We start from the raw sequence: 19,024 nt of genomic DNA, 5'->3' as shown, positions 1-19,024 counted from the left end.
CTGTTGAAAAGTCTGGATTTTATCCGTGTCGAGATGAATGAGCGGCTGGAGACAGCGTCAGGTCTCCAGTCGGCGTGAGCCGCGCACGCACCGGCAGCAGGGCCTCCAGGGCCGCGCCGACATCATCCATCCGGCCGATGTCCAGCGAGCCCGACAGGCGCAGATGGGCCAGGGTAGGATCGGTCAGCGCCACGCGGCGGCCGGACGCGCGCGACAGCCGCTCGGCCGCTTCGGACAGGCTGACATCGGCCAGCACGACACGGCCGTCGGTCCACGCCGCGTCGCCCTTCACGTCGCCCGCCTGGGCCTCGCCGCCTGTCCCGGACGCCCCGACATAGCGCTGGCCCGGGCGCAGCAGCACGCTGGCCGCGCCGGCCTGGCTGACGCGCAGCGAGCCCTCGACCAGCGACACGGTCAGGCGCCCGCCGCCGGCCACGTTGAAGCGGGTGCCCAGCACCGTGAGCGTCCGGCCCGCCGTCGCCACTTCGAACGGCCGCGTCCTGTCGTGCGCGACCTCGAAGAAGGCGTCGCCGGCGTCCAGCGAAACGTCTCGGGCGCGCGCCTTGAAGCGCGTCGTCAGCCGCCCGCCCGGACTGAGCACCACGTGGCTGCCGTCGGCCAGGCTCAGTCGGGCCGAGGCGTGCGCGGGCGCGGCGTAGGTCTCGACCCGCGGCTGGACCTTCAGGACCACGCCGACGACCAGGGCGGCGGCGAGCACGGTCAGGCCGGCGATCAGCGGGCGACGGTCCGGCGCGGCCGGACGATCCAGCCGGGCTTCGCGGCGAACCTCGCGGCGCAGGGCGCGCACGGTCGGATCGTCGGCGGCCAGGCCCATGGCCAGCCACACCTCGCGCGTGCGGGCGATCTCTTCGCGCGCCTCGGCGGAGGAGGCCGACCAGGCGTCCAGCGCGGCCTGTTCGGCGGCGGTCAGCGGGCGGGTCAGGCTGGCCGCCATCAGGCGGCGGAGATTCAGGGAATCGTCAGGCGTCATGCGCGGTCTCGATGGCGTCGCGCAGGCGCGTCAGGGCGTTCATCATGTGTTTCTCGACGGCGCTGAGCGACAGGTTCAGGCGCGCCGCCGCCTCGGCTTGGGTCAGGTTCTCGAAGCGGCACAGCACGAAGACCGCGCGCGCGTTCGGGTGAAGATCGTCCAGGGCCGCGACCAGCTTGGCGAGCCGCTGGCGTCCGGCCAGGGCCGCCTCGGCGGTGGGCTCGTCGGTGGGGAGGGCGGGGTCGACCTCGACGTGGCGTCCGCGCTGGCGCGAGCGCTGATGGCGCTCGTGGTCGACCAGGGCGTTGGCGGCGACCGTGAACACCAGCCCGTCCGGGTTGCCCCAGTGCAGGCGCGAGAACCGCTGCGACAGCCGCATGAAGACCTCCTGCGTCAGGTCCTCGGCGTCCTCGACCCCGACCGACCGGCGCTGGAAGAAGCGCAGCAACGGACGACGATAGCGCGACACCAGCGCCTCGAAGCGCGGCGCCTCCAGCGGCGGATTGGCCGGGGCCGACTCGCTGGGCCCGTCGGGCGGATCGGCGCGCGTGCCCGCGCCACGGAAGGTCAGAACGCCCATCTCATCCTCGCGGACAGGTACCGGCCCCAGTGATGGATCTCCATCGGCTGGTCGCGGGTCTCGCCATAGACGTAGCGGCGGGCGTCGGTCAGGTTGACGCCCTCCAGGGAGAGGGTGGCGCGGTGGTTCAGCCGCCACGAGGCCGCCCCGTCCAGAGATCCGAACGCCTCCGTGGTGGCCGGCGCGGTGATCGAGCTGCCGATCGAGGTCAGGTACGATCCACGCCAGTTGTAGCCGAGCCGCACCGAGCCCCGACCCTTCTCGTAGAACACCAGGGCGCTCCAGGTGGCGCGCGACAGGCCCAGCAGCGCGTTGCTGATCACGCGGTCGCCCGCGAAGTAGTTGGCCTGGCTGCGCACCAGCGTCGCCGCGCCCTGGACGCCCAGGCCGTCCCAAGGCGCGGGCAGGTCGCGAAACACCCGGCTGAACGTCAGTTCCAGACCCTGGATCCGCGCCTGCCCGCCGTTGACATTGGTCGACAGCAGCACCTGGCCGCGTCCGGGGACCTCGATGAACGTGTTCTGGGCGGTGATGTAGTCGTCCAGCCGCCGGTCGAAGGCCGCGAGAGACAGGGCCCCGCCCGCCGGGAAATACCACTCGACCGAGGCGTCCAGCTGGGTGGCCAGGAACGGGTCAAGCTCGGGATTGCCGCCGTTGGCCGTCGGGGTGTCGCGGGCGACGGTGATGCGCGGGGCGTTGTCGATGACGTTGGGCCGGCTGACCACCCGCGAGGCGGCCAGGCGCAGATTGAGGCGCGGCGACAGTTCGATCTTCAGATTGGCGCTGGGCAGCCAGTCGCCATAGGCCTTGCGCCATTCGGCGGGCAGGGGATCGGAGCCGCTGGACAGCACGCCTCGCGAGACCTGGCGCGTGGCGGCGTAGCGTACGCCCAAATTGCCGTCGATCGGCCAGCCGAACGCGGCGGCCTGAAAGTCGAGCCGGGCGTAGGCCGAGCGGATTTTCTCCTCGACCACGAAGGAGTTGCGCAGGTCGGCGGTGGAGGGCGGACGGGCGGCGACGTCCGGCGTGTAAAGTCGGTCATAGAAGGCCTGGGCGTTCGGCGCGACCCAGCCGCGCGGCAGGTCGGACCCGACATCCGCCAGGAAGCTCGAGAACGGCGTCGGACCGTAGGCTGTGGGGCCCAGGCTGGTCAGCGGCTGGCCCAGCAGGGTGTCCAGGGTCCAGTCGCGTCGGCGATAGTCACGGGCCCGCCGGTGGTGCTCGGCGCCAAGTCTCAGGTCGAACGCGCCGATGGGCCGGGCGAGGTCCAGCTTGACGGTTTCGTCGACGTCGCGAGAGTCCTTGAAGGTGTAGTCGAACGACTGGCCGACGAAGTTGGCCGGGTTGGCGTAGTCGACCGAGGTGCGCAGGTCCGGGCCGCCGGCCAGGCCGTGGCTGAAGTCGTAGGTCAGGGGCGCGAAGAAGGCGACGCGCGCGCGGACCGTGCCGCGCCCGTCGGGGTGGTAGCTGCGCGCCCGCGAGTAGCCCCAGTCGCCGACGGCCGTCCAGGCGCCGGGCGTCCAGCGCAGATGACCGCCCAGGGCGACCAGGTCGTGGCGGTTCAGGCTGATCTCGTGCGAGGCCATCCAGCGGACGTTGTCTATGGTCCCGGCCTGGACCGTGTCGCCCTTGATCGTCTGGCTGCCGGCCAGGAAGCGGGGGCTGGAGACCGATGGATCGTCCGGATAGATGTCCAGGCCGTACTCGTCGTAGTGGGCGTCCAGCCGCGTGGCCAGCAGGTCCACGTCGAGGCTGACGCTGTTCGTCGGCCGCCACTGCAGGGTGAAGTCGCCAGACGCCATGCGTCGGTCCTCCAGTTCGACGGTCGGGCGCGTACGGGTCGGGGTATAGAGCCCGGGACCCAGCACCGACGTGAAGCGGTCAAGGTTCCAGCCGGTCTGATAGAGCCGGTCGTTGCGGATCCGCCGTCGATCGACGACGCCGCTGGCCAGCACGCCCAGGCGGCCGCTGGCGTCGACCCAGCTCCAGACCCCCGACACCGACGGATCGACCTTGCCGACGCGCCCCTCGGAGGCGCGCACCGACATCACCGAGCGCTTGCCGCGATCCAGGGGCTTGAACGTGCGCACGTCGATGTCGCCGCCCAGCGCGCCTTCGTCCATGTCGGCGGTGGTGGTCTTGACGACCTCGATCTGGTCGATGACGTCGGCGGGCAAGACCTCGAAGCGGAACTGACGCCCGCGGAAGCCGCCGTTCTCGACAAGATCGTTGAGCGCGATGGGTCGACCGTTCAGCAGCACGTTCTGGAACTGCGGCCCCAGGCCTCGGACGCTGACATAGAGGCCCACGCCGCGATGGCGCTCCAGGCTGACGCCGGGGGCCAGCTGCAGCGCCTCGGCGGCGTTGCCGACGGGCAGGCGGGCGATGTCCTCGGCGCTGACGGCGTCCAGTCCGTAAACGGCTGTCCGCTTGAGGGCCAGCGACCGGTCTAGGCTGGCGGCATAGGCCGCGACCACGGTGACAGGCTCGACCTCGGTCTGGATTTGAGGCTCCGAGAGCTTCCGGCGAACGGCGTCTACGGCCGCCGAGCGCTCGACCACGAATACGCCCCGACGGACCTCGCGCACGTGGGCCGGCGCGTCCGCCAGGAGGAGCTCGATGGCCCGGCGCGTCGAGACGAAACGCGGCGGCTTTCGCCCAGCGCGGTCGATGACGATGTCGGGCGGAAAGAGGATCTGAACGTTCCTTTCGGCGGCCAGCCTGTTCAGGCTGTCGCCAAGCCCGCTCTGCGCGGCCCGCGCCCCACTCGACGCGGCCAGCAGGGCGAGCCCGATCGTGCAAGGGAGTAAGGTCGGGGACATGCCAAGCGGGAGGGCGCGCGGCTCAAAGCCGAGGCCTCCTTAGCGAGCGGGTATGACAGTCCGGCGACAGTCCGGCGGCTGGCTACTGGTTGTGGAACTTGTCCCAGTGGTCAAAGTCGGAGTTGGTCGGAAAAGACACCTAGCTCGGCGCCGTGGCGATCGCGGGGTCGGGATTCAGCGCCGTGTCGAAATATTTGGCGGACTGGTCGTCCCAGCCGTAGCCGTCGGCGGCCAGCTGCGCGCGATCGTAGCTGGGAGAGGCCTTGAACTGATCCTTCGAGAGTTCGGCCTGGAACGCCTTGGCGATCGGGTCGTGGCGAACAACCGACCAAGGCACGGGATGGTATTTGCCGGATCCGCCCATGAAGCTGGAGCGTTCGACGATCAGGAACGTGATCTGGCCCATGGACGGTTCGACGAAGAACTCCCGCACGGTTCCCAGCTTCACGCCTTTCAGACCCGTCAGGTCCATCCCCAGGATCTCGGAACTCTTGGCTTCGGTCTTTTCCATGGTCGATTCTCCGGCGGCTGGCGTCCGGGCCGCCCCAGGAACCTGGGGCGCCGCGTCGCGCGAGGGATAGCGTCCTGACGCGCCGATCGTTGCCTTGCGCGCGCGACTTGCGAGACGGGGGAAGCCTCAGAGTCCTTGCGCGGGGTGAAGGTTCGCCGAGATAGCGACCCGTGCGACGGACTCGGGCGCGCCAGCGCCCTGATTGCCTTTTTAAGACGGAAGCGTGTGCTCTATGCGCGCAGCCACCGATCCGGTCGCGGGGTCAAGCGCCGGCCTCGGCCTGAAGCGGGTGACGATCGCGCTAGAGGTCAGTAAACTCGCGATTGTTTTGGCGTCTTACCGCACGTTCTGGGGCCAGCAATTGGCTTCGACGTAGTCACTGGCGGTCGCGTCGCGGAGGGGAACGCTCCATGAGCCATAACCACGCCCACGGCGCCCGGCGGACGAAGTCTCCGGCGCGGGCGGGCAAGCAAGCTAACGCATCGCCGCGCGTAACCTGGACTTGCCCCATGCATGCCGAAATTCGCCTCGCTGAGCCTGGGGCGTGCCCGATTTGCGGCATGGCGCTTGAGCCGCTTGAGTCCTGGGCGGAGACGGAGCCCAACCCGGAGCTCGCTGATTTCTCCCGTCGGTTCTGGGTCTCTCTCGCGTTGGCCGCCCCACTGTTGGCGCTCTCGATGGGTGTCGACATGTTGAGCCTGCCTCGCGGATCGAGCTCGCCTTGGATCCAGCTTGCGTTGGCGACCCCGATCGTCGCCTGGGCGGGATTGCCGTTCTTTCAGCGCGGCTGGGTGTCACTGCGCACCGGCCAGCTCAACATGTTCACGCTCGTGTCGATCGGCGTGAGCGCGGCCTATGTCTACAGTGTCGTCGCGACGGTCGCCCCGGGCCTCTTCCCCATGAGCCTGCGCATGGGCGGGGCGGCGCCGGTCTATTATGAGGCGGCCGGCGTGGTGGTCACGCTTGTGCTGCTGGGCCAACTGCTGGAGCTGCGGGCCCGTGCTTCGACAAGCCGCGCTATCCACATGCTGATGGACCTGACGCCCAAGCACGCCAGCCGTATTGGGGCTGACGGCCGCGAGGACAGCGTTCCGCTTGAGAGCGTGGTGGTCGGAGACCGCCTCAAGATAAGGCCTGGGGAGGCCATTCCCGTCGACGGGGTCGTGCTCGAGGGAAGCTCTTCCGTGGATGAAGCGATGTTCACTGGCGAGTCTGTCCCAGTCGAGAAACACAAAGGCGACAAGGTCACCGGCGGCTCGACCAATGGCGCCGGGGGGCTGGTGATGGCGGCCGAAGCCGTCGGACGAGACACCATGCTCTCGCGCATCGTGCGGATGGTCGCCCAAGCTCAACGCAGTCGTGCGCCAATCCAGGCCGTGGCCGACCAGGTCGCAGGTTGGTTCGTACCGACGGTGGTCGCCGTGGCTGTCTTGACCTTCGCCGTCTGGCTATTTCTGGGCCCCGAGCCCCGGCTGAGCCATGCGCTGCTCAACGCCATCGCGGTGCTGATCATCGCCTGTCCGTGCGCGCTGGGCCTGGCGACGCCGATGTCGATCATGGTCGGCATCGGGCGCGGCGCGGCCGCCGGGGTTCTGGTGAAGAACGCCGAGGCGCTGCAAGCCTTCGATCGCGTCGACACCCTGGTGGTCGACAAGACAGGCACACTCACCGAAGGCCGGCCTTCGCTGATCGGGATCGAGGTCGCCGACGGTGTGGAAGCGGGTCGCCTTCTCGCCCTGGCCGCCGCCGTCGAGGCCGGCTCCGAGCATCCCCTGGCCCAGGCCGTTGTTGTCGCGGCGCGCGCCAAGGGCGCCATCCCGAAGGCGACTGATTTTGCGTCCCAGGCCGGCGCGGGTGTGAGCGGCGTCGTGGAGGGCAAGGTCATCGTCATCGGCGATGAACGTCAGATGCGGCGGGTCGGCGCCGACACATCGTCTCTGGAACCCGCCGCCAGTGGTTACCGCAGCCGCGGGGCCGGGGTGATCTATGTGGCTATCGACGGCGTTTTCGCGGGACTGCTGGCGGTCGCAGACCCCGTTCGGCCTAATGTCCGAGAGACCCTTTCGGCCCTTCGCGCCGAGGGTTTGCGGATCGTCATGCTGACGGGTGACAACCCGGTCACCGCCAAGGCCGTCGCCGAAGCGGTAGGCGGCATAGACGACATCCGCGCCGAGCTGAAGCCGCAGGACAAGGCGACCGTGATCGCCGAGCTTCAAAAGCAGGGCCGCCGTGTCGCCATGGCCGGCGACGGCGTCAACGACGCTCCGGCCTTGGCGCGCGCCGATGTCGGCTTGGCCATGGGGTCGGGGTCGGATGTCGCCATCGAGAGCGCCTGCATGACCCTGATCGGCGGCGATATCGCCGCCATCTCTCGAGCCCGGCGGCTAAGTCGTGCGACCATGCGCAATATCCGTCAGAACCTGTTCTTCTCGTTCTTGTTCAACGGCATCGGTGTCCCGATCGCCGCGGGCGTGCTCTATCCGCCTTTCGGCCTGCTGCTCTCGCCCATGATCGCCGGTGGCGCCATGGCGGCCTCTTCGCTGATCGTGGTTGTCAACGCCCTGAGGCTTGCACGGGCGAAGGTGTAAACCGTCAGGTCAGCGCCCGACCGGCATTCTATAACTTCCAGATTATCAGCAACGGATAGGTGTTCACGTAGGGCGTGTGCACCGGTGCGCGCGCTCACATATCCGCTCGACTTCTCGGCGGCCGAATTGCACGCCGCAATTTCCAAGATCCCCGCAGGCGGGCCGCCTCGGCTCGGGAGAGGCCGCATGGCCGGTCGAGCCCCTCGTCGCCTTGGCGCCGCGGGAGCGAAGGTTACCCAAGCCAGGCAGCGCTATCGCGCAGGCGTCGCTTGTAGTCCGGCTCCGCCAGGGCCGCTCGCAGCTCCTCGGCTCGCAGACGCACCTGCTCGAGATTGAACCCCGCCAGCCTGGGGCGCGCCAGATCGACAATCTTGGCGCCATAGGCGCCGATGAGCTTGAGCCGAACAGGATCATCGCATCCCAGCGACACCGCGCCGAGCGCCCTGATAAAACCGAGCGCGGCGACCATGTCCCCGGCGCAGTACTGGGCCAGCGCCCCGAACCCCCGCTCCATGAAGGTTTCGAAGGTCACGGGATGGGCGATCACCCGCAGGGTTCCGTCGTCGTCCAGCCTCAAGGGCGAGGGCAACCGGCGCTGCGCTAGGTCCGAGCACGCCGCCCCCAGCCAGTCCAGGCAGGTCAAGGCCGTGAACGGGTCATTGACGCCCGGGGACAGGGCGCGGCCGGCGATCTCGACCAACTCGTCGATCAGGAAGCGCAGATCCTGCAGCGCCGTGCGCCTGGAGCCGATCGCGAAGGCCTGGGTCACCGACGCGGCGCTGGACGCATCATACCGCTCTGGCGGCCAGGCCTCCACGATCGTGCGGCCTTCGTGGATGAAATCCCCCGGCTGGTGCTGCAGGCGCAGCACCAGATCGTGCTCGCGGGCGAAAGCCATCAGGGCCTCGTCCTCCACCACCTGCAGGTAGCCGGTGCTCGGGGCGGCGATCAGGGCCCGGTTGGCGGCGTCGGCCGCGCTGGCGTCCAGCCGGAACGCGGCGGGGATGGGGGGCGGCTCGTCGTCGGCGGCTTGATCCGGAGCGGGGGCGCCAATGAGGCCGGGATAGCGGCGCGCGATGCCCGACAGCAGCCGGTCGCCGACATCCTCGACAACCCGGTTGATGTGCAGTTGGCGCGGCACGTGATGAATGAAGAAGATCAGAACCGCGATCGAACACAGGGCCAGGACCACCCCGACCAGGAGGGCGAGGTTGGGCACGAAGCCGCCCTGGGCGCCGGCCTCGTCGGCCGAGCGAATCGTCCGCAGGATCAGCAGGCAATAGACGAAGGTGGCGATGAAGGTGCCCAGGGTGACCTGATTGCCGCGATCGCTCATGAAATTGCTGAGCAGGCGGGGGCCGTACTGGCCCGAGGCATAGACGACCGCGGCGATGGTCACCGAGAAAACCGTCCCGGCCACGGTGATCATCGAGCTGCTGATCACGGAGAGCACCTGTCGCGCTCCGTTTGGGCGCGCGGCGTAGAGCCAGGGCAAGCCGTCCATCCAGCCCGATCCGGCGTGCGTGTCGGCGAAGATCATGCCGCCCGCCAGGCCGATGGCGGCCAGGACCATGACCGAGGGTAAGAACCAGTAGCTGCCCTGCAGGTCGTCGGCCAGCTTGAGCAAGGTGGATTTCATAGGCGCCGGCCTCCTTGGAGCGAGCCTTTCATGACGCCGCCCTCAGGAAGGCAACGCTTGGACCACCAAGAGGGTGCGCCTCAAGCCTGGGGCGTCCGGCTTGACGCGGCCGGCGCGGGTCAGTTGGCCGCGCCGTGCAGACCCGCCAGCTCCGAGACCTGGCGCTCGGGCATCACCACCTTCAGATGGGGGAAGGGGATCTCCACGCCGGCTTCGTCGAAGGCCAGCTTGATGCGGCGATTATATTCGCGCCCGACAGTCCATTGTTGCAGGGGCTGGGTCTTGATCCGCGCCTTGAGCACCACGCCGCTGTCGGCCAGGCTGTCGACCCCAACCACCTCGATGGGCTCGAGCACCTTGTCGCTGAAGGCCGGATCCGCCTTCAGGCGCGCGCCCACCCGTTCCATGATCTTCAGCGCCGCATCCAGATCGGAGCCATAGGACACCTGCAGATCGAAGACGTAGTAGGAGAAGCTCTTGGTCAGGTTATGCAGGACCTGGGCTTCGCTGTAGGGAAAGACGTGCACGGTGCCGTCGAAGTCCCGTAGCCGGATGGTCCGCAGGGTCATCTGCTCGACCAGGCCCCCGCTGTCGCCGATGCGAATGATGTCGCCAACCGAGACGATGTCCTCCACGATCAGGAAGATGCCGGTCAGGAAGTCCTTGACCAGCGTCTGGGCGCCAAAGCCCAAGGCCACGCCGACGACGCCGGCCCCGGCCAGAAGCGGTCCGATCTTCACGCCCAGTTCGCTCAAGGCCATCAGGATCGCCACGATGACGATCGCGGTTTGAGCGACACCGCGCAGCAGGGGCGCGAGCGTGGCCAGCTGGGCGCGCCGACGCGGCTCGACGGTATGATCCGCGAACCCCTCCATCCCCCGGCTGATCGCCAGGCTGACCACCTCGAACACCGCCACGGTCGCGATCAACAAAAGCCCCAGGCGCATCACGCCCGCCAAGAGCCGCGCCCCGAGCGGCGTGGTGGTCCAGGCCAGCAGGTTGAAGCCCCAGATGTCGGCGATGACCAGAACGGCGGCGACCCCGGCGAGGGCCTGGACGATCCAGCCGGCCAGCCGCGCCAGGCGGTTGGCGCGGACGGTCATCTCCGCGTCGGCGGGGCCGGGCAGGCGGTGGGCGCCGAGCCTGGCGATGCGCCTGGCCAGGCGTCCGGCCCCGATCGCCAGCCCGACGACGACCAGGGTCAGGCCCAGATTGAGCGCCCAGGCCAAGGCGCTGAGCTTGGCGAAATGGGACAGCAGGCCGGTCAAGGCCGCCAGGATGCGTTCGCTGGCCGTCATCGGGTGCGGATCTCCTTGATGCGCGTCTGAGGGAAAGCCGGCTCAGGCCGGCGCGAACGCCCTGGACAGGGCATGGCGCACGCGCGCCACCTGCTCGTCCGGCGCGCGCCAGCCCACCGTCTCGACAGCCGCATGGGCGGTTTCGTCCAGCAGCATCGAGCGGACCCCCCAATTGTCGTTCAGGGTCTGGGCCAACTGCTCGGCGCTACGCTGGCCGGTAGTCTGGCTGGCCAGAAGCGCCACGGTGGGACCGGTGTGGGCCGTTACCGCCAAGGCCAGGCCCGCCGTGGTGAAGGGGCCGATGACGCTTACCTGCGCCTCGTCGAGGGCGGCCATCAGACGTGTGGCGCGATCCTCGTCGTCGCAGATCAGCAGAATGGTTTCGTTGATAGGATCGTCCATGTTCCCTCCAGCCGGTTGTGGTCGAGATAGATCGTAGAGCGATCTAATCGGGCGTGGAAACACGATGGCCTGACAATATTGTGAGGCTTTGAAGGGGAACCTTGGCGACTAGAACGGAAAGAACATCGGGATCACGGCTAGGCCCACCGCCCAGGTGATCAGGTTGAGCGGCGCGCCGATACGCACGAAATCCAGATAGCGATAGCCGCCCATCTGGTAGACCAGGACATTGGTCTGGTAGCCGAACGGCGTGGCGAAGGCGGCGCTGGCGGCCATCATCACCGCCACCAGGAAGGGTCGGGGGCTGACGCCCAGGCTCTCGGCCAAGGCCACCGCGATCGGGGTCAACAGCACCGCCACCGCCGCGTTGGAAAGGATCTCGGTCAACAGCAGGGTCGCGCCATAGATCAGGGCCAGGGCATACAGCGGCCCCAGTTGCCGCAGCCAGCCGACGAGCGCGTCGGTGGCCAGGGCCGCCAGCCCGGTGACCTCCATCGACAGGCCCACCACGACCATGCCGGCGATCAGCAGCAGGATCTCGGGCCGCAGGCCCTTGTAGGCGTTGTCGACGCTGATCATGCCGGTGACCACCAGAAGAACCGCCCCCGCGAACGCCGCCGCCGCGATCGGCAGCAACCCCAGCGCCGCGACCGTGACGACCAGGACGAAGACGCCCAGGGCCGCGCCGGCCCGCAGGGGATCGAAGGGCGCGTCGACTGGATACAGGGCGGGATCTTCGCCAGCGGGGGGATTGATCGCCGCGGGCGGGGCAGGGGCGTCCTCCGCGTTGGGCGAGGGCGCTGCCGACAGCAGTCGAGGACCAAACACCACCATGTAGAGACCGCCGACGGCGGCGATAATCAAGGCGACAGGGGTGGCCTCGAACAGGCTGAAGGTCGGCTGGCCGGCGTTGCGGGCCATGTCGTTGACCAGGAGATTGGTCGAGGTGCCGATCAGCGTGCAGGCCCCGCCCAGTATCGTGGCGTAGGACAGCGGGATCAGGAACCGCTTGGGCGACAGGTTCATCGACTTGGCCACGTCGCGCACCACCGGCGCGCCCAGCACGACGATCGGCGTGTTGTTCAAGAACGCTGAAGCCAGACCGCAGAGCACGATCACCAGCCAAAGGCCCGTCGCGCCCAGGCGCGCGCAGAGCCGCGTCGCCCCGCGAATCATTAAGCCCAGCAGGCCCGACAGCTCCATGGCGTAGGCGATCACAAACAGTGAGGCCAAGGCCAGGATGGCGGGGCTGGCGAAAGCGGCCTGCACCTCGACCGGACGCACGGTCCGCGTGCCCAGGAGCACCGCCGCTCCGGCCAGGGCCACGACGTCAGAGCGCAGCTTGCCGTGAATGAGGCCAGCCACGACCGCCGCCAGCACGGCGAGCGCGATGATCTGACCTGGCGTCATGACCGGCGCGCGAACCCGGCGTCGAGGGCGTCAGGCGCGAACCGTGGCGAAGGCGATTGCAATCTGGACCCTGTCTTCTGCTAGGCTCAAGCCATGAGCGACAATAGACAGAGGTCCCCGGACCGCAAGTTCGCCCTGATCGCGCCGCTCGCCATCGGGGCCGCGGCGATCATCGTGCTGGTCCTGGTGCTGACGCGTCCCGCGCCCGCGCCCGCGCCGCCCGCCCCGGAGCCGCCGCCCCCGGTGGTCGCCGCGCCGCCGGCCAAGGTCGCGCCCGCCGCGGTCGTCTCGCGCGCCGACCTGATTCTGGCGGCGGCCAAGGCCGCCGACGCCTATGCTTCGGGCGCGCCCGTCGGCGGAGCCGACCTTGTCGGGCGGCGATTTTCTGTACGCTTGGCGTTCGGTTGCGGCGGTCCGGTCGCCGATCCGGGCCCCGCCCAGGCCTACTATCAGGTCGACGCCAAGGCGTCGTCCCTGCGCCTGGTCGCGCGGCCGTCGATCTGGACGGACCTGCCGCTGGTCCGCGCCGCGCCGACCCCGGCGGGTACGGAGGCCGTCGAGGGGTTCTGGATTCCGCGACCTTGGCAGACGGGCGACCGGTGCCCCAAGCGGCGGGTGGTCGCGCCGCCGGCCACCCCCACGCCGGTGGAGCAGCCAAGCCTTGGCCTTGCGGTCCTGCATGGTCAAGACGCCGCGCGGACCGAGCGTCGAGGCCAGCGCCCCTATGAGCATGTCCTGAAACTGCCGCCCGAAGGCGCGACCCTGGGCCGGGTGTTCGAGTTGGTCTTGGAGGGGCGGATCTCAGGCTTCGCCGACGGCGCGGCGGGCCATTGCTGGAGCGAGTCATCCGAGCATCGGCCCGTGTGCCTGTTCGCGGTCGATCTTGATCGCGTCGCCTTCGAGGACGCGGACGGAGCGGTCCTGGCCGATTGGCCGCGTTAGAGTCGCTTGTCGTGAACTACGGCGCGGCCGGCGCGGCGCGGTGAGCCGCCTCGATGATTTCGGCCAGGATGTCGGCGCCTTGCCGAAGTTGGCCGAGATTGCGCCTGGAGATGGTCTCCAGGATGTCCGCGCCGCGCGGTCGCAGCGCCAGAACCACCCGGCGGCGATCGGCTTCGTCATCGCGTCGCGAGACGAGGTCTCGTTCGATCAGGCGCGCGACCAGTTCGACGGCGCTATGGTTCTTGATCAACAGGCACTGGGCTAGATCGCCGATCGAGATGGGATCGGGGCCACGATGGGCCTTGATGGCGAGCAAGGCCTGATGCTGTTGGCTGGTCAGGCCATAAGCCCGCGCGCCTTCTTCGCTGAACGCCAGAAACTGGCGGATGGCTCGGCGAAACTCACCCAAGGCCTGATAGTCATCGGCGGTGAGAGGCTGGTCAGGCTCGCCCTCGGGATTGCTTTCGACAGGAGGTAAGGCGGGCTGGTCGGGCGCGGTCACGGGCAAGGTCCTGGCGCGCGAAACACTCGCGTCGCGCCGGGCTTTTTAGCATGCCTGACGAGTCGCGGGAGAGGGGAGGGGACCCTCGATTTGACATCACATCGTGACACGATATTTATGAGCCATGACTGATCGCACACTCCAGAGCGACTCGGTCACGGGGGCGCCGATGCGGGCCTTCATGGTCTGGTTCGCATCGGCGTTTCGGGGCAAACGCCTGATGATCGCCTTGTTCGGGGCCGTCCTGATGGCGGCCGCGGGCGCCTGGGCTGGCGCCCGGCTTGGCCTGGACGATCTGGAACTGCGACCGCCTCGCGGACCGCATCTGCGTGTGCTGCCCGGCCAGGGCGGTAAAGCCAGCGTCACTATCCCGTGACCCATCCCCCATCTACCACCTGGGCTGCTAAGCTGCGGATGGCCCCAGGCGTCCACGCCGGGGCGCGTCATGCTGTCGTCGCATCGTGCGACAGGATCGCCGGCTGGTCCGGCCGATCCTTCATCGTTGGAGAACCAAGGCGCCGCGCACGGCGCTCGCATTCACAAGGGGCCTGCCATGCCATCATCGATCTCACCGGGCGCACCGCGCCTTACGCTCGCCCGCCGCCGCGCCTCGTCGCGGCCCGCCGGCCAGTCGCCCAAGCCTTAGGGCCTTTCGATCGCTCGGCGCGCTGATCGCGCGCCGCCCCTAGAGCCGCCGCCGGCATCCCCCGGCGCGCCGGCGTTCTTGCGTCCGAATCTGACCATTCCGGCGCCTGCCATGGAGCTCGCCATGACGGCCCAAATCATCACCTTTCCCGACCCCTTGCCGCCGCCGCCGCCGTTGAATACCGCCGGCTGCGCCTTGTTTCTCGATCTTGACGGCGTGCTGGCGCCGATCGTCGAAAGGCCGCAGGACGTCGGACCTGACCCGCGGCGGACCTTTATCCTTCGCCGTCTGGCCGAGCGCCTGCAGCGACGCCTCGCCATCGTCAGCGGGCGCACTGTCGCCGAGGTCTCGGCGATCACCGAGGACGCCGTGGCGGCTGTCGCCGGCGTTCACGGCCTGCAAAGACGCACCGTCCTGGGCGAGGAGATCGCCGCGCTGCCCGACGCCAATCTCGCTGATGCCGCCGCCGTATTCAGGGCCTTGGTCCAGGCCCAGCCGCTTCTGCAGGTCGAGGAAAAAGGCTTGAGCGTGGCGTTGCACTATCGCGCTTGTCCCAGCGCCTGCGAGGCGGTGCGTGAGGCCGCGCGGCGCCTGGAGGCCGCCACCGGTCTGATCCTGCAGGAAGGCGACATGGTCGCCGAACTGCGAACGGCCGGCGCCGACAAGGGCCAGGCGGTGCAAGCCTTCCTGGCCGAATGGCCGTTCCAGGGCGCGCGGCCGATCTTCGTGGGCGACGACCTCACCGACGAGGACGGATTCATGGCCGCCGAGGCCGCGGGCGGCTACGGCGTGCTGGTCGGTCCCTCCAGCCGCCAGACCCTGGCGCGCCATCGCCTGCCGGACGTGCCCGCCGTGCTGGACTGGCTGGAGGCGGCTATTCCCGGAGGCGTCGCATGAGCCGGCTCATCGTGGTCTCCAACCGGGTCAACCCGCCCAGCGACGAGGGCGTGGGCACCGCGGGCGGTCTTGCCATGGCCCTGGCGGCGGCGCTGCGCGAATATTCCGGCGTCTGGTTCGGGTGGAGCGGTGAAACGACCGAGACCTTCACCGGTCAGATCTCCATGCAGAAGGTCGGTGGGGTCACCGTGGCGCTGGTCGATCTGGAGGAGCAGGACCGGGAGGAATACTACGACGGCTACGCCAACCGCACGCTCTGGCCGATCTTTCATTCGCGGACCGATTTGGCCGCCTATGAGCGTTCGTTCGGCGAAGGTTATCAGCGGGTCAATCGCCGGTTCGCCGAGACCCTGGCGCCCCTGATCGGACCGGGCGACCGGGTGTGGATCCACGACTATCACCTGATCCCCCTGGCCCAGGAGCTGCGTCGTCTGGGCGTGGCCAATCGGATCGGCTTTTTCCTGCACATCCCCTGGCCGAGCCGGCGGCTGCTGACGACCTTGCCTCAACACCGGGAGCTGGTGGAATCCCTGCTGGCCTACGATCTGGTGGGGTTCCAGACGCGGGACGCTCTGGAGGCGTTCAGCGACTACGTCGAACGCGATCTGGACCTGACGATCGCGGACGGCGTGATCGCGGCCGAAGGCCGCTCGACGCGGATCGGGGCCTTTCCGATCGGCATCGAGGGCGACGCGTTCGCCGAACTAGCGCGCGGGGACACGGCGCAAGCGGCGTTCGAGCGGGTGAGGGTGAGCCAGACCGGGCGCAAGATGATCCTGGGCGTCGACCGGCTCGACTATTCCAAAGGTCTCGAAGAGCGCTTCCTGGCCTATGAGCAGCTTCTGGCAGACCATCCCGATTGGGCCGAGCGGGTGTTTCTGCTGCAGATCGCCACCCCCAGCCGTGACGCGGTGGAGGCCTATCAGGAAATCCGCGCTCGTCTGGACGGGGTGTCGGGACGCATCAACGGCGCCTACGCCACGGTCGATTGGGTGCCGATCCGCTACGTCAACCGCGCCCATCGGCGCGACGAGCTGGCGGGGATCTATCGCGCGGCCCACGTCGGGCTGGTCACCCCCTTGCGCGACGGCATGAACCTGGTGGCCAAGGAATATGTCGCCGCCCAGGATCCCGACGATCCGGGGGTGCTGGTGCTGTCACGCTATGCCGGGGCGGCCGAGCAGATGCAGGACGCCCTGATCATCAATCCGTTCAGCCGCGAGGAGACCTCCGAGGCGCTCGGCCAGGCCCTGGCCATGCCCCGCGCCGAGCGGATCGCCCGCTGGCGGCGGCTGATGGACGGGGTGTCGCGCGACGACGTGGCGGCCTGGCGCGACGCCTACGTCAACGCGCTCGACTGGGGAAAGGCCGATGGCGATCATGAGCACGGGGACAGTCGAAAAGCCTCGTGATACGATGTAGTGATCGATCCTAAATCGAAAAAGGCGACCGTCAGCGTCGCCAGTCGGGAGGAAACGCTCATGAAGCGCAACGGCGGCGTACCGATCGAGGTGATTATCGTGGCCTTGGCCGCCGTGGGATGCCTGGCGGCGATGTCGCTGCGCCTGACGGGCTAAGAGCGCTGCAAAACAGGATTGGAGTGGACGGCTCATGACCCATCTCGACTGGGAAGACGCGCTCGAAATCGTCGTGGGTTTCCTGGACTCGCCCCCCGACGCGGACACCGATGACGGCAGGCGATTTGATCAGGCGCTCTTTCGCGTGTTGGCCGGCGCACCGGCCGCGGGGCAGGACGGTGGGGCGCGAGCCGACGCCACGGCCGGGCTCGACGCCAGCCTGAGGGCGCGACTGGATGACCTGGCCCGTCGCCGCGCGCCGGCCAATCCGTTCGGGGATCATCCCGACGGAATCGGCCCGACCTTGGGCATGGATTTGAGCGGGTCATAGGGCCAGGGGGGGGCGGCGCGGCCATCCTCATCAAGAACTCGCCGCTCCGGCGCCGCCCCGTGAACCTGCCGGCTTGACCCCGACGCCGGGCGCCCCTAGGGCATAAACATCGTAAGGCGATGCAATGTCGCCGACGCTCTTTTCTTGCGCCAGGCAGCGAAACGTCCGTGTCAAAATCCTCGCCGCTCGAAAGGCTCGATCGTCAGCGCAAGCTCGTGGGCGTGCGCGCCCGGCGCTCGATGCGCACCGGGGCGGTGGTGGCCGCCGCCGTGGTGGCGGGCGGCGCCGCTGTCGGGTTCGCCAAGGTTTGCGATGCGGCCATGGCCGTTCACGCTCGGCTTGTCGCCGCATCACCCTGGCTGGGTCCGGCATTGTTGGTCGTGGGTTTGCCGTTGTGCGTCTGGCTGATGCGCCGCTTGGCCCCCGCCGCCGCCGGCAGCGGCATTCCACAGGTGATCGCCGCGGGCGAGATCGGCCGGGGGCGGGGGCTCGATGGCGAAAAGATCCACGACGATCGGGTGTCCATGCGCACCGCCCTGGTCAAGATCGTGCTGGCCGCCTTGCTGCTGGTCTGCGGCGGCTCGATCGGGCGCGAGGGCCCCACCGTGCAGGTGGTCGCCGCGGTCATGGTGTTTCTGACCGGCTGGTTGCGCGGCGGGCCTGGGCGGCGCACCCTGCTGATCGCCGGGGGCGCGGCCGGGGTTTCGGCGGCGTTCAACACCCCCATCGCCGGCATCGTCTTCGCCGTGGAAGAACTGGCCCGCGGCTTCGACAAACGCGCCAACACCGTGGTCATCCTGGCGGTGGTGTCGGCGGGGGTCGCGGCCTATGCGCTCGGCGGCAACTACGCCTATTTTGGCGACATGTCGGGAGCGGCCGGCTGGAAGGCCTGGTTTAGCGCCGCGCTGATCGGCGTGGTGTCGGGCCTCGCTGGCGGGCTCTTCTCGCGGCTGATGGCCGCCGTTCTCGTCGGCGACAATCCCGTGCGCCGATGGAAGGACGCCAGGCCCGTGCGGTTCGCCGCCCTCTGTGGCGTGGCGGCGGCCGCCGCGGCGGTCTTGAGCGGCGGCGTGACCTACGGCGCCGGCTATGCCGAGGCCAAGTCACTGCTGTTTGGCCACTTTGCCTCGGGCTGGGGGTTGGCGGCCGGCAAGTGGCTGGCGACCCTTTCCGCCGCGGCCAGCGGCGCGCCGGGCGGCATCTTCGCGCCCTCTCTGGCCACGGGGGCGGGGATCGGGGCGTTGTTCGCCCACTTGGCGCCCTGGGCGGGCGGCCGCGAGGCCGTCACCCTGGGCATGGCCGGCTATCTGGCCGGCGTCGTCCAGGCGCCGCTGACCAGCGCGGTGATCCTGATGGAGATGACCCGCGACCCGGGGCTCGTCGGGCCGCTCCTGCTCTGTACCCTGATCGCCCGGCGCTGCTCCGAAGCCGTGGCCCCGACCCCGCTCTACCACGCCCTGGCCCGAGCCTGGACGCGGCCGCGCCGTCGCGCGGCCCAGGCCACGCCCGGGGGCGCCCCGGCGCTTCCTCCGGGAGACGACGCGGCATGAGCCTTTTTCACCTGGCGCGAAGGCTCCTGTGCGCCAGCGCCTTGATCATGATCGGAGGGATCGGTGTCAGTGTCATGACCCATGACGCCTGGCTGATGGCGGGCCACATCGCCGGCGTCTTCAGCGCCGTGGTCGCGGCCGCCGCGGTGTTGGCCTTCGTCGTGGCGAGCTTGCGGCGCGTCGCTGGAACGTTGCCGCCGCACCCGCTGGGCGATGCCGAGCTCGCCCCGTACGAGCGGGGGCTCACCGGGCTGGAGGCGGGGGCGGATCCGGCGCGCGCCTTGATGTCGGATGGGTCTTCAGGTCGTTGACCAACGCCTTCATCTGTCCGATCTCGC

At 69.1% G+C, this 19,024-nt stretch carries 17 protein-coding genes; 8 read left to right on the top strand and 9 right to left on the bottom strand.

Annotated elements, in window-relative coordinates; all coding sequences use genetic code 11:
- Positions 1 to 19: 19 nt before the first annotated feature.
- The 4 genes from ACW175_RS15210 to ACW175_RS15195 form a co-directional block, all read right to left on the bottom strand.
- Positions 20 to 991 carry a FecR family protein gene (locus ACW175_RS15210; RefSeq protein WP_492100887.1) on the bottom strand — a complete coding sequence of 324 codons (972 nt, stop codon included), beginning with the start codon at positions 989 to 991 and terminating at the stop codon, positions 20 to 22.
- On the bottom strand, positions 981 to 1,571 hold the full coding sequence (locus ACW175_RS15205; protein WP_492100886.1) for an RNA polymerase sigma factor: 591 nt from the start codon (positions 1,569 to 1,571) through the stop codon (positions 981 to 983). Before ACW175_RS15205 ends, ACW175_RS15210 begins: the two co-directional genes overlap by 11 nt.
- Entirely contained in the window at positions 1,559 to 4,393 is a 2,835-nt protein-coding gene (locus tag ACW175_RS15200; protein WP_492100885.1) for a TonB-dependent receptor, read from the bottom strand. The genes ACW175_RS15205 and ACW175_RS15200 overlap by 13 nt, the downstream gene beginning before the upstream one ends.
- 139 nt (positions 4,394 to 4,532) lie before the next feature.
- Complete coding sequence (locus ACW175_RS15195) at positions 4,533 to 4,904, bottom strand: PRC-barrel domain-containing protein (protein ID WP_492100884.1); 372 nt, start codon at positions 4,902 to 4,904, stop codon at positions 4,533 to 4,535.
- Positions 4,905 to 5,314: 410 nt separating this feature from the next.
- On the opposite strand from ACW175_RS15195, the gene ACW175_RS15190 reads away from it, so the two are divergent.
- Positions 5,315 to 7,492 (top strand): copper-transporting P-type ATPase, encoded by a 2,178-nt coding sequence (locus ACW175_RS15190; protein ID WP_492100883.1) that lies wholly within the window; start codon positions 5,315 to 5,317, stop codon positions 7,490 to 7,492.
- A 232-nt stretch (positions 7,493 to 7,724) separates the two neighbouring features.
- Here ACW175_RS15190 and ACW175_RS15185 read toward each other — a convergent pair whose 3' ends face one another.
- From ACW175_RS15185 to ACW175_RS15170, 4 genes are all read right to left on the bottom strand, one after another.
- Positions 7,725 to 9,131, bottom strand: a complete 1,407-nt coding sequence (locus ACW175_RS15185) for a DUF2254 domain-containing protein (RefSeq protein ID WP_492100882.1) — start codon at positions 9,129 to 9,131, stop codon at positions 7,725 to 7,727.
- Positions 9,132 to 9,250: 119 nt separating this feature from the next.
- Entirely contained in the window at positions 9,251 to 10,429 is a 1,179-nt protein-coding gene (locus tag ACW175_RS15180; protein WP_492100881.1) for a mechanosensitive ion channel family protein, read from the bottom strand.
- 42 nt (positions 10,430 to 10,471) lie between these two features.
- Complete coding sequence (locus ACW175_RS15175; protein WP_492100880.1) at positions 10,472 to 10,831, bottom strand: hypothetical protein; 360 nt, start codon at positions 10,829 to 10,831, stop codon at positions 10,472 to 10,474.
- Positions 10,832 to 10,939: 108 nt separating this feature from the next.
- Complete coding sequence (locus ACW175_RS15170; protein WP_492100879.1) at positions 10,940 to 12,241, bottom strand: SLC13 family permease; 1,302 nt, start codon at positions 12,239 to 12,241, stop codon at positions 10,940 to 10,942.
- A gap of 93 nt (positions 12,242 to 12,334) precedes the next feature.
- On the opposite strand from ACW175_RS15170, the gene ACW175_RS15165 reads away from it, so the two are divergent.
- Positions 12,335 to 13,183 (top strand): hypothetical protein, encoded by an 849-nt coding sequence (locus ACW175_RS15165; protein WP_492100878.1) that lies wholly within the window; start codon positions 12,335 to 12,337, stop codon positions 13,181 to 13,183.
- Between the two features lie 16 nt (positions 13,184 to 13,199).
- Here ACW175_RS15165 and ACW175_RS15160 read toward each other — a convergent pair whose 3' ends face one another.
- On the bottom strand, positions 13,200 to 13,685 hold the full coding sequence (locus tag ACW175_RS15160) for a MarR family transcriptional regulator (RefSeq protein ID WP_492100877.1): 486 nt from the start codon (positions 13,683 to 13,685) through the stop codon (positions 13,200 to 13,202).
- Positions 13,686 to 13,809: 124 nt separating this feature from the next.
- On the opposite strand from ACW175_RS15160, the gene ACW175_RS15155 reads away from it, so the two are divergent.
- From ACW175_RS15155 to ACW175_RS15130, 6 genes are all read left to right on the top strand, one after another.
- On the top strand, positions 13,810 to 14,061 hold the full coding sequence (locus ACW175_RS15155; RefSeq protein ID WP_492100876.1) for a hypothetical protein: 252 nt from the start codon (positions 13,810 to 13,812) through the stop codon (positions 14,059 to 14,061).
- 393 nt (positions 14,062 to 14,454) lie between these two features.
- Positions 14,455 to 15,228, top strand: a complete 774-nt coding sequence (gene otsB, locus ACW175_RS15150; protein ID WP_492100875.1) for a trehalose-phosphatase — start codon at positions 14,455 to 14,457, stop codon at positions 15,226 to 15,228.
- A complete protein-coding gene (gene otsA / locus ACW175_RS15145; protein ID WP_492100874.1) occupies positions 15,225 to 16,640 on the top strand; it encodes an alpha,alpha-trehalose-phosphate synthase (UDP-forming) in 1,416 nt (471 codons plus the stop codon). The genes otsB and otsA overlap by 4 nt, the downstream gene beginning before the upstream one ends.
- A gap of 199 nt (positions 16,641 to 16,839) precedes the next feature.
- Positions 16,840 to 17,136 (top strand): hypothetical protein, encoded by a 297-nt coding sequence (locus tag ACW175_RS15140; RefSeq protein ID WP_492100873.1) that lies wholly within the window; start codon positions 16,840 to 16,842, stop codon positions 17,134 to 17,136.
- 167 nt (positions 17,137 to 17,303) lie between these two features.
- The gene (locus tag ACW175_RS15135; RefSeq protein ID WP_492100872.1) at positions 17,304 to 18,686 is read left to right on the top strand and encodes a chloride channel protein; all 1,383 of its coding nucleotides are present in this window, start codon (positions 17,304 to 17,306) and stop codon (positions 18,684 to 18,686) included.
- Entirely contained in the window at positions 18,683 to 18,997 is a 315-nt protein-coding gene (locus ACW175_RS15130) for a hypothetical protein (protein WP_492100871.1), read from the top strand. Before ACW175_RS15135 ends, ACW175_RS15130 begins: the two co-directional genes overlap by 4 nt.
- Positions 18,998 to 19,024: the final 27 nt, after the last annotated feature.

The organism is Caulobacter sp. FV1ye6ST (assembly GCF_058681225.1).
The sequence above is the reverse complement of the archived record's forward strand: the minus strand, read 5'-3'. Positions and strand labels throughout refer to the sequence as shown.

Excerpts from the sequence above, each read along its gene's own strand:
- ACW175_RS15210 (WP_492100887.1), bottom strand. The coding sequence starts at position 991 with ATGACGCCTGACGATTCCCTGAATCTCCGCCGCCTGATGGCGGCCAGC.
- ACW175_RS15205 (WP_492100886.1), bottom strand. The coding sequence starts at position 1,571 with ATGGGCGTTCTGACCTTCCGTGGCGCGGGCACGCGCGCCGATCCGCCC.
- ACW175_RS15200 (WP_492100885.1), bottom strand. The coding sequence starts at position 4,393 with ATGTCCCCGACCTTACTCCCTTGCACGATCGGGCTCGCCCTGCTGGCC.
- ACW175_RS15195 (WP_492100884.1), bottom strand. The coding sequence starts at position 4,904 with ATGGAAAAGACCGAAGCCAAGAGTTCCGAGATCCTGGGGATGGACCTG.
- ACW175_RS15190 (WP_492100883.1), top strand. The coding sequence starts at position 5,315 with ATGAGCCATAACCACGCCCACGGCGCCCGGCGGACGAAGTCTCCGGCG.
- ACW175_RS15185 (WP_492100882.1), bottom strand. The coding sequence starts at position 9,131 with ATGAAATCCACCTTGCTCAAGCTGGCCGACGACCTGCAGGGCAGCTAC.
- ACW175_RS15180 (WP_492100881.1), bottom strand. The coding sequence starts at position 10,429 with ATGACGGCCAGCGAACGCATCCTGGCGGCCTTGACCGGCCTGCTGTCC.
- ACW175_RS15175 (WP_492100880.1), bottom strand. The coding sequence starts at position 10,831 with ATGGACGATCCTATCAACGAAACCATTCTGCTGATCTGCGACGACGAG.
- ACW175_RS15170 (WP_492100879.1), bottom strand. The coding sequence starts at position 12,241 with ATGACGCCAGGTCAGATCATCGCGCTCGCCGTGCTGGCGGCGGTCGTG.
- ACW175_RS15165 (WP_492100878.1), top strand. The coding sequence starts at position 12,335 with ATGAGCGACAATAGACAGAGGTCCCCGGACCGCAAGTTCGCCCTGATC.
- ACW175_RS15155 (WP_492100876.1), top strand. The coding sequence starts at position 13,810 with ATGACTGATCGCACACTCCAGAGCGACTCGGTCACGGGGGCGCCGATG.
- otsB (WP_492100875.1), top strand. The coding sequence starts at position 14,455 with ATGACGGCCCAAATCATCACCTTTCCCGACCCCTTGCCGCCGCCGCCG.
- otsA (WP_492100874.1), top strand. The coding sequence starts at position 15,225 with ATGAGCCGGCTCATCGTGGTCTCCAACCGGGTCAACCCGCCCAGCGAC.
- ACW175_RS15140 (WP_492100873.1), top strand. The coding sequence starts at position 16,840 with ATGACCCATCTCGACTGGGAAGACGCGCTCGAAATCGTCGTGGGTTTC.
- ACW175_RS15130 (WP_492100871.1), top strand. The coding sequence starts at position 18,683 with ATGAGCCTTTTTCACCTGGCGCGAAGGCTCCTGTGCGCCAGCGCCTTG.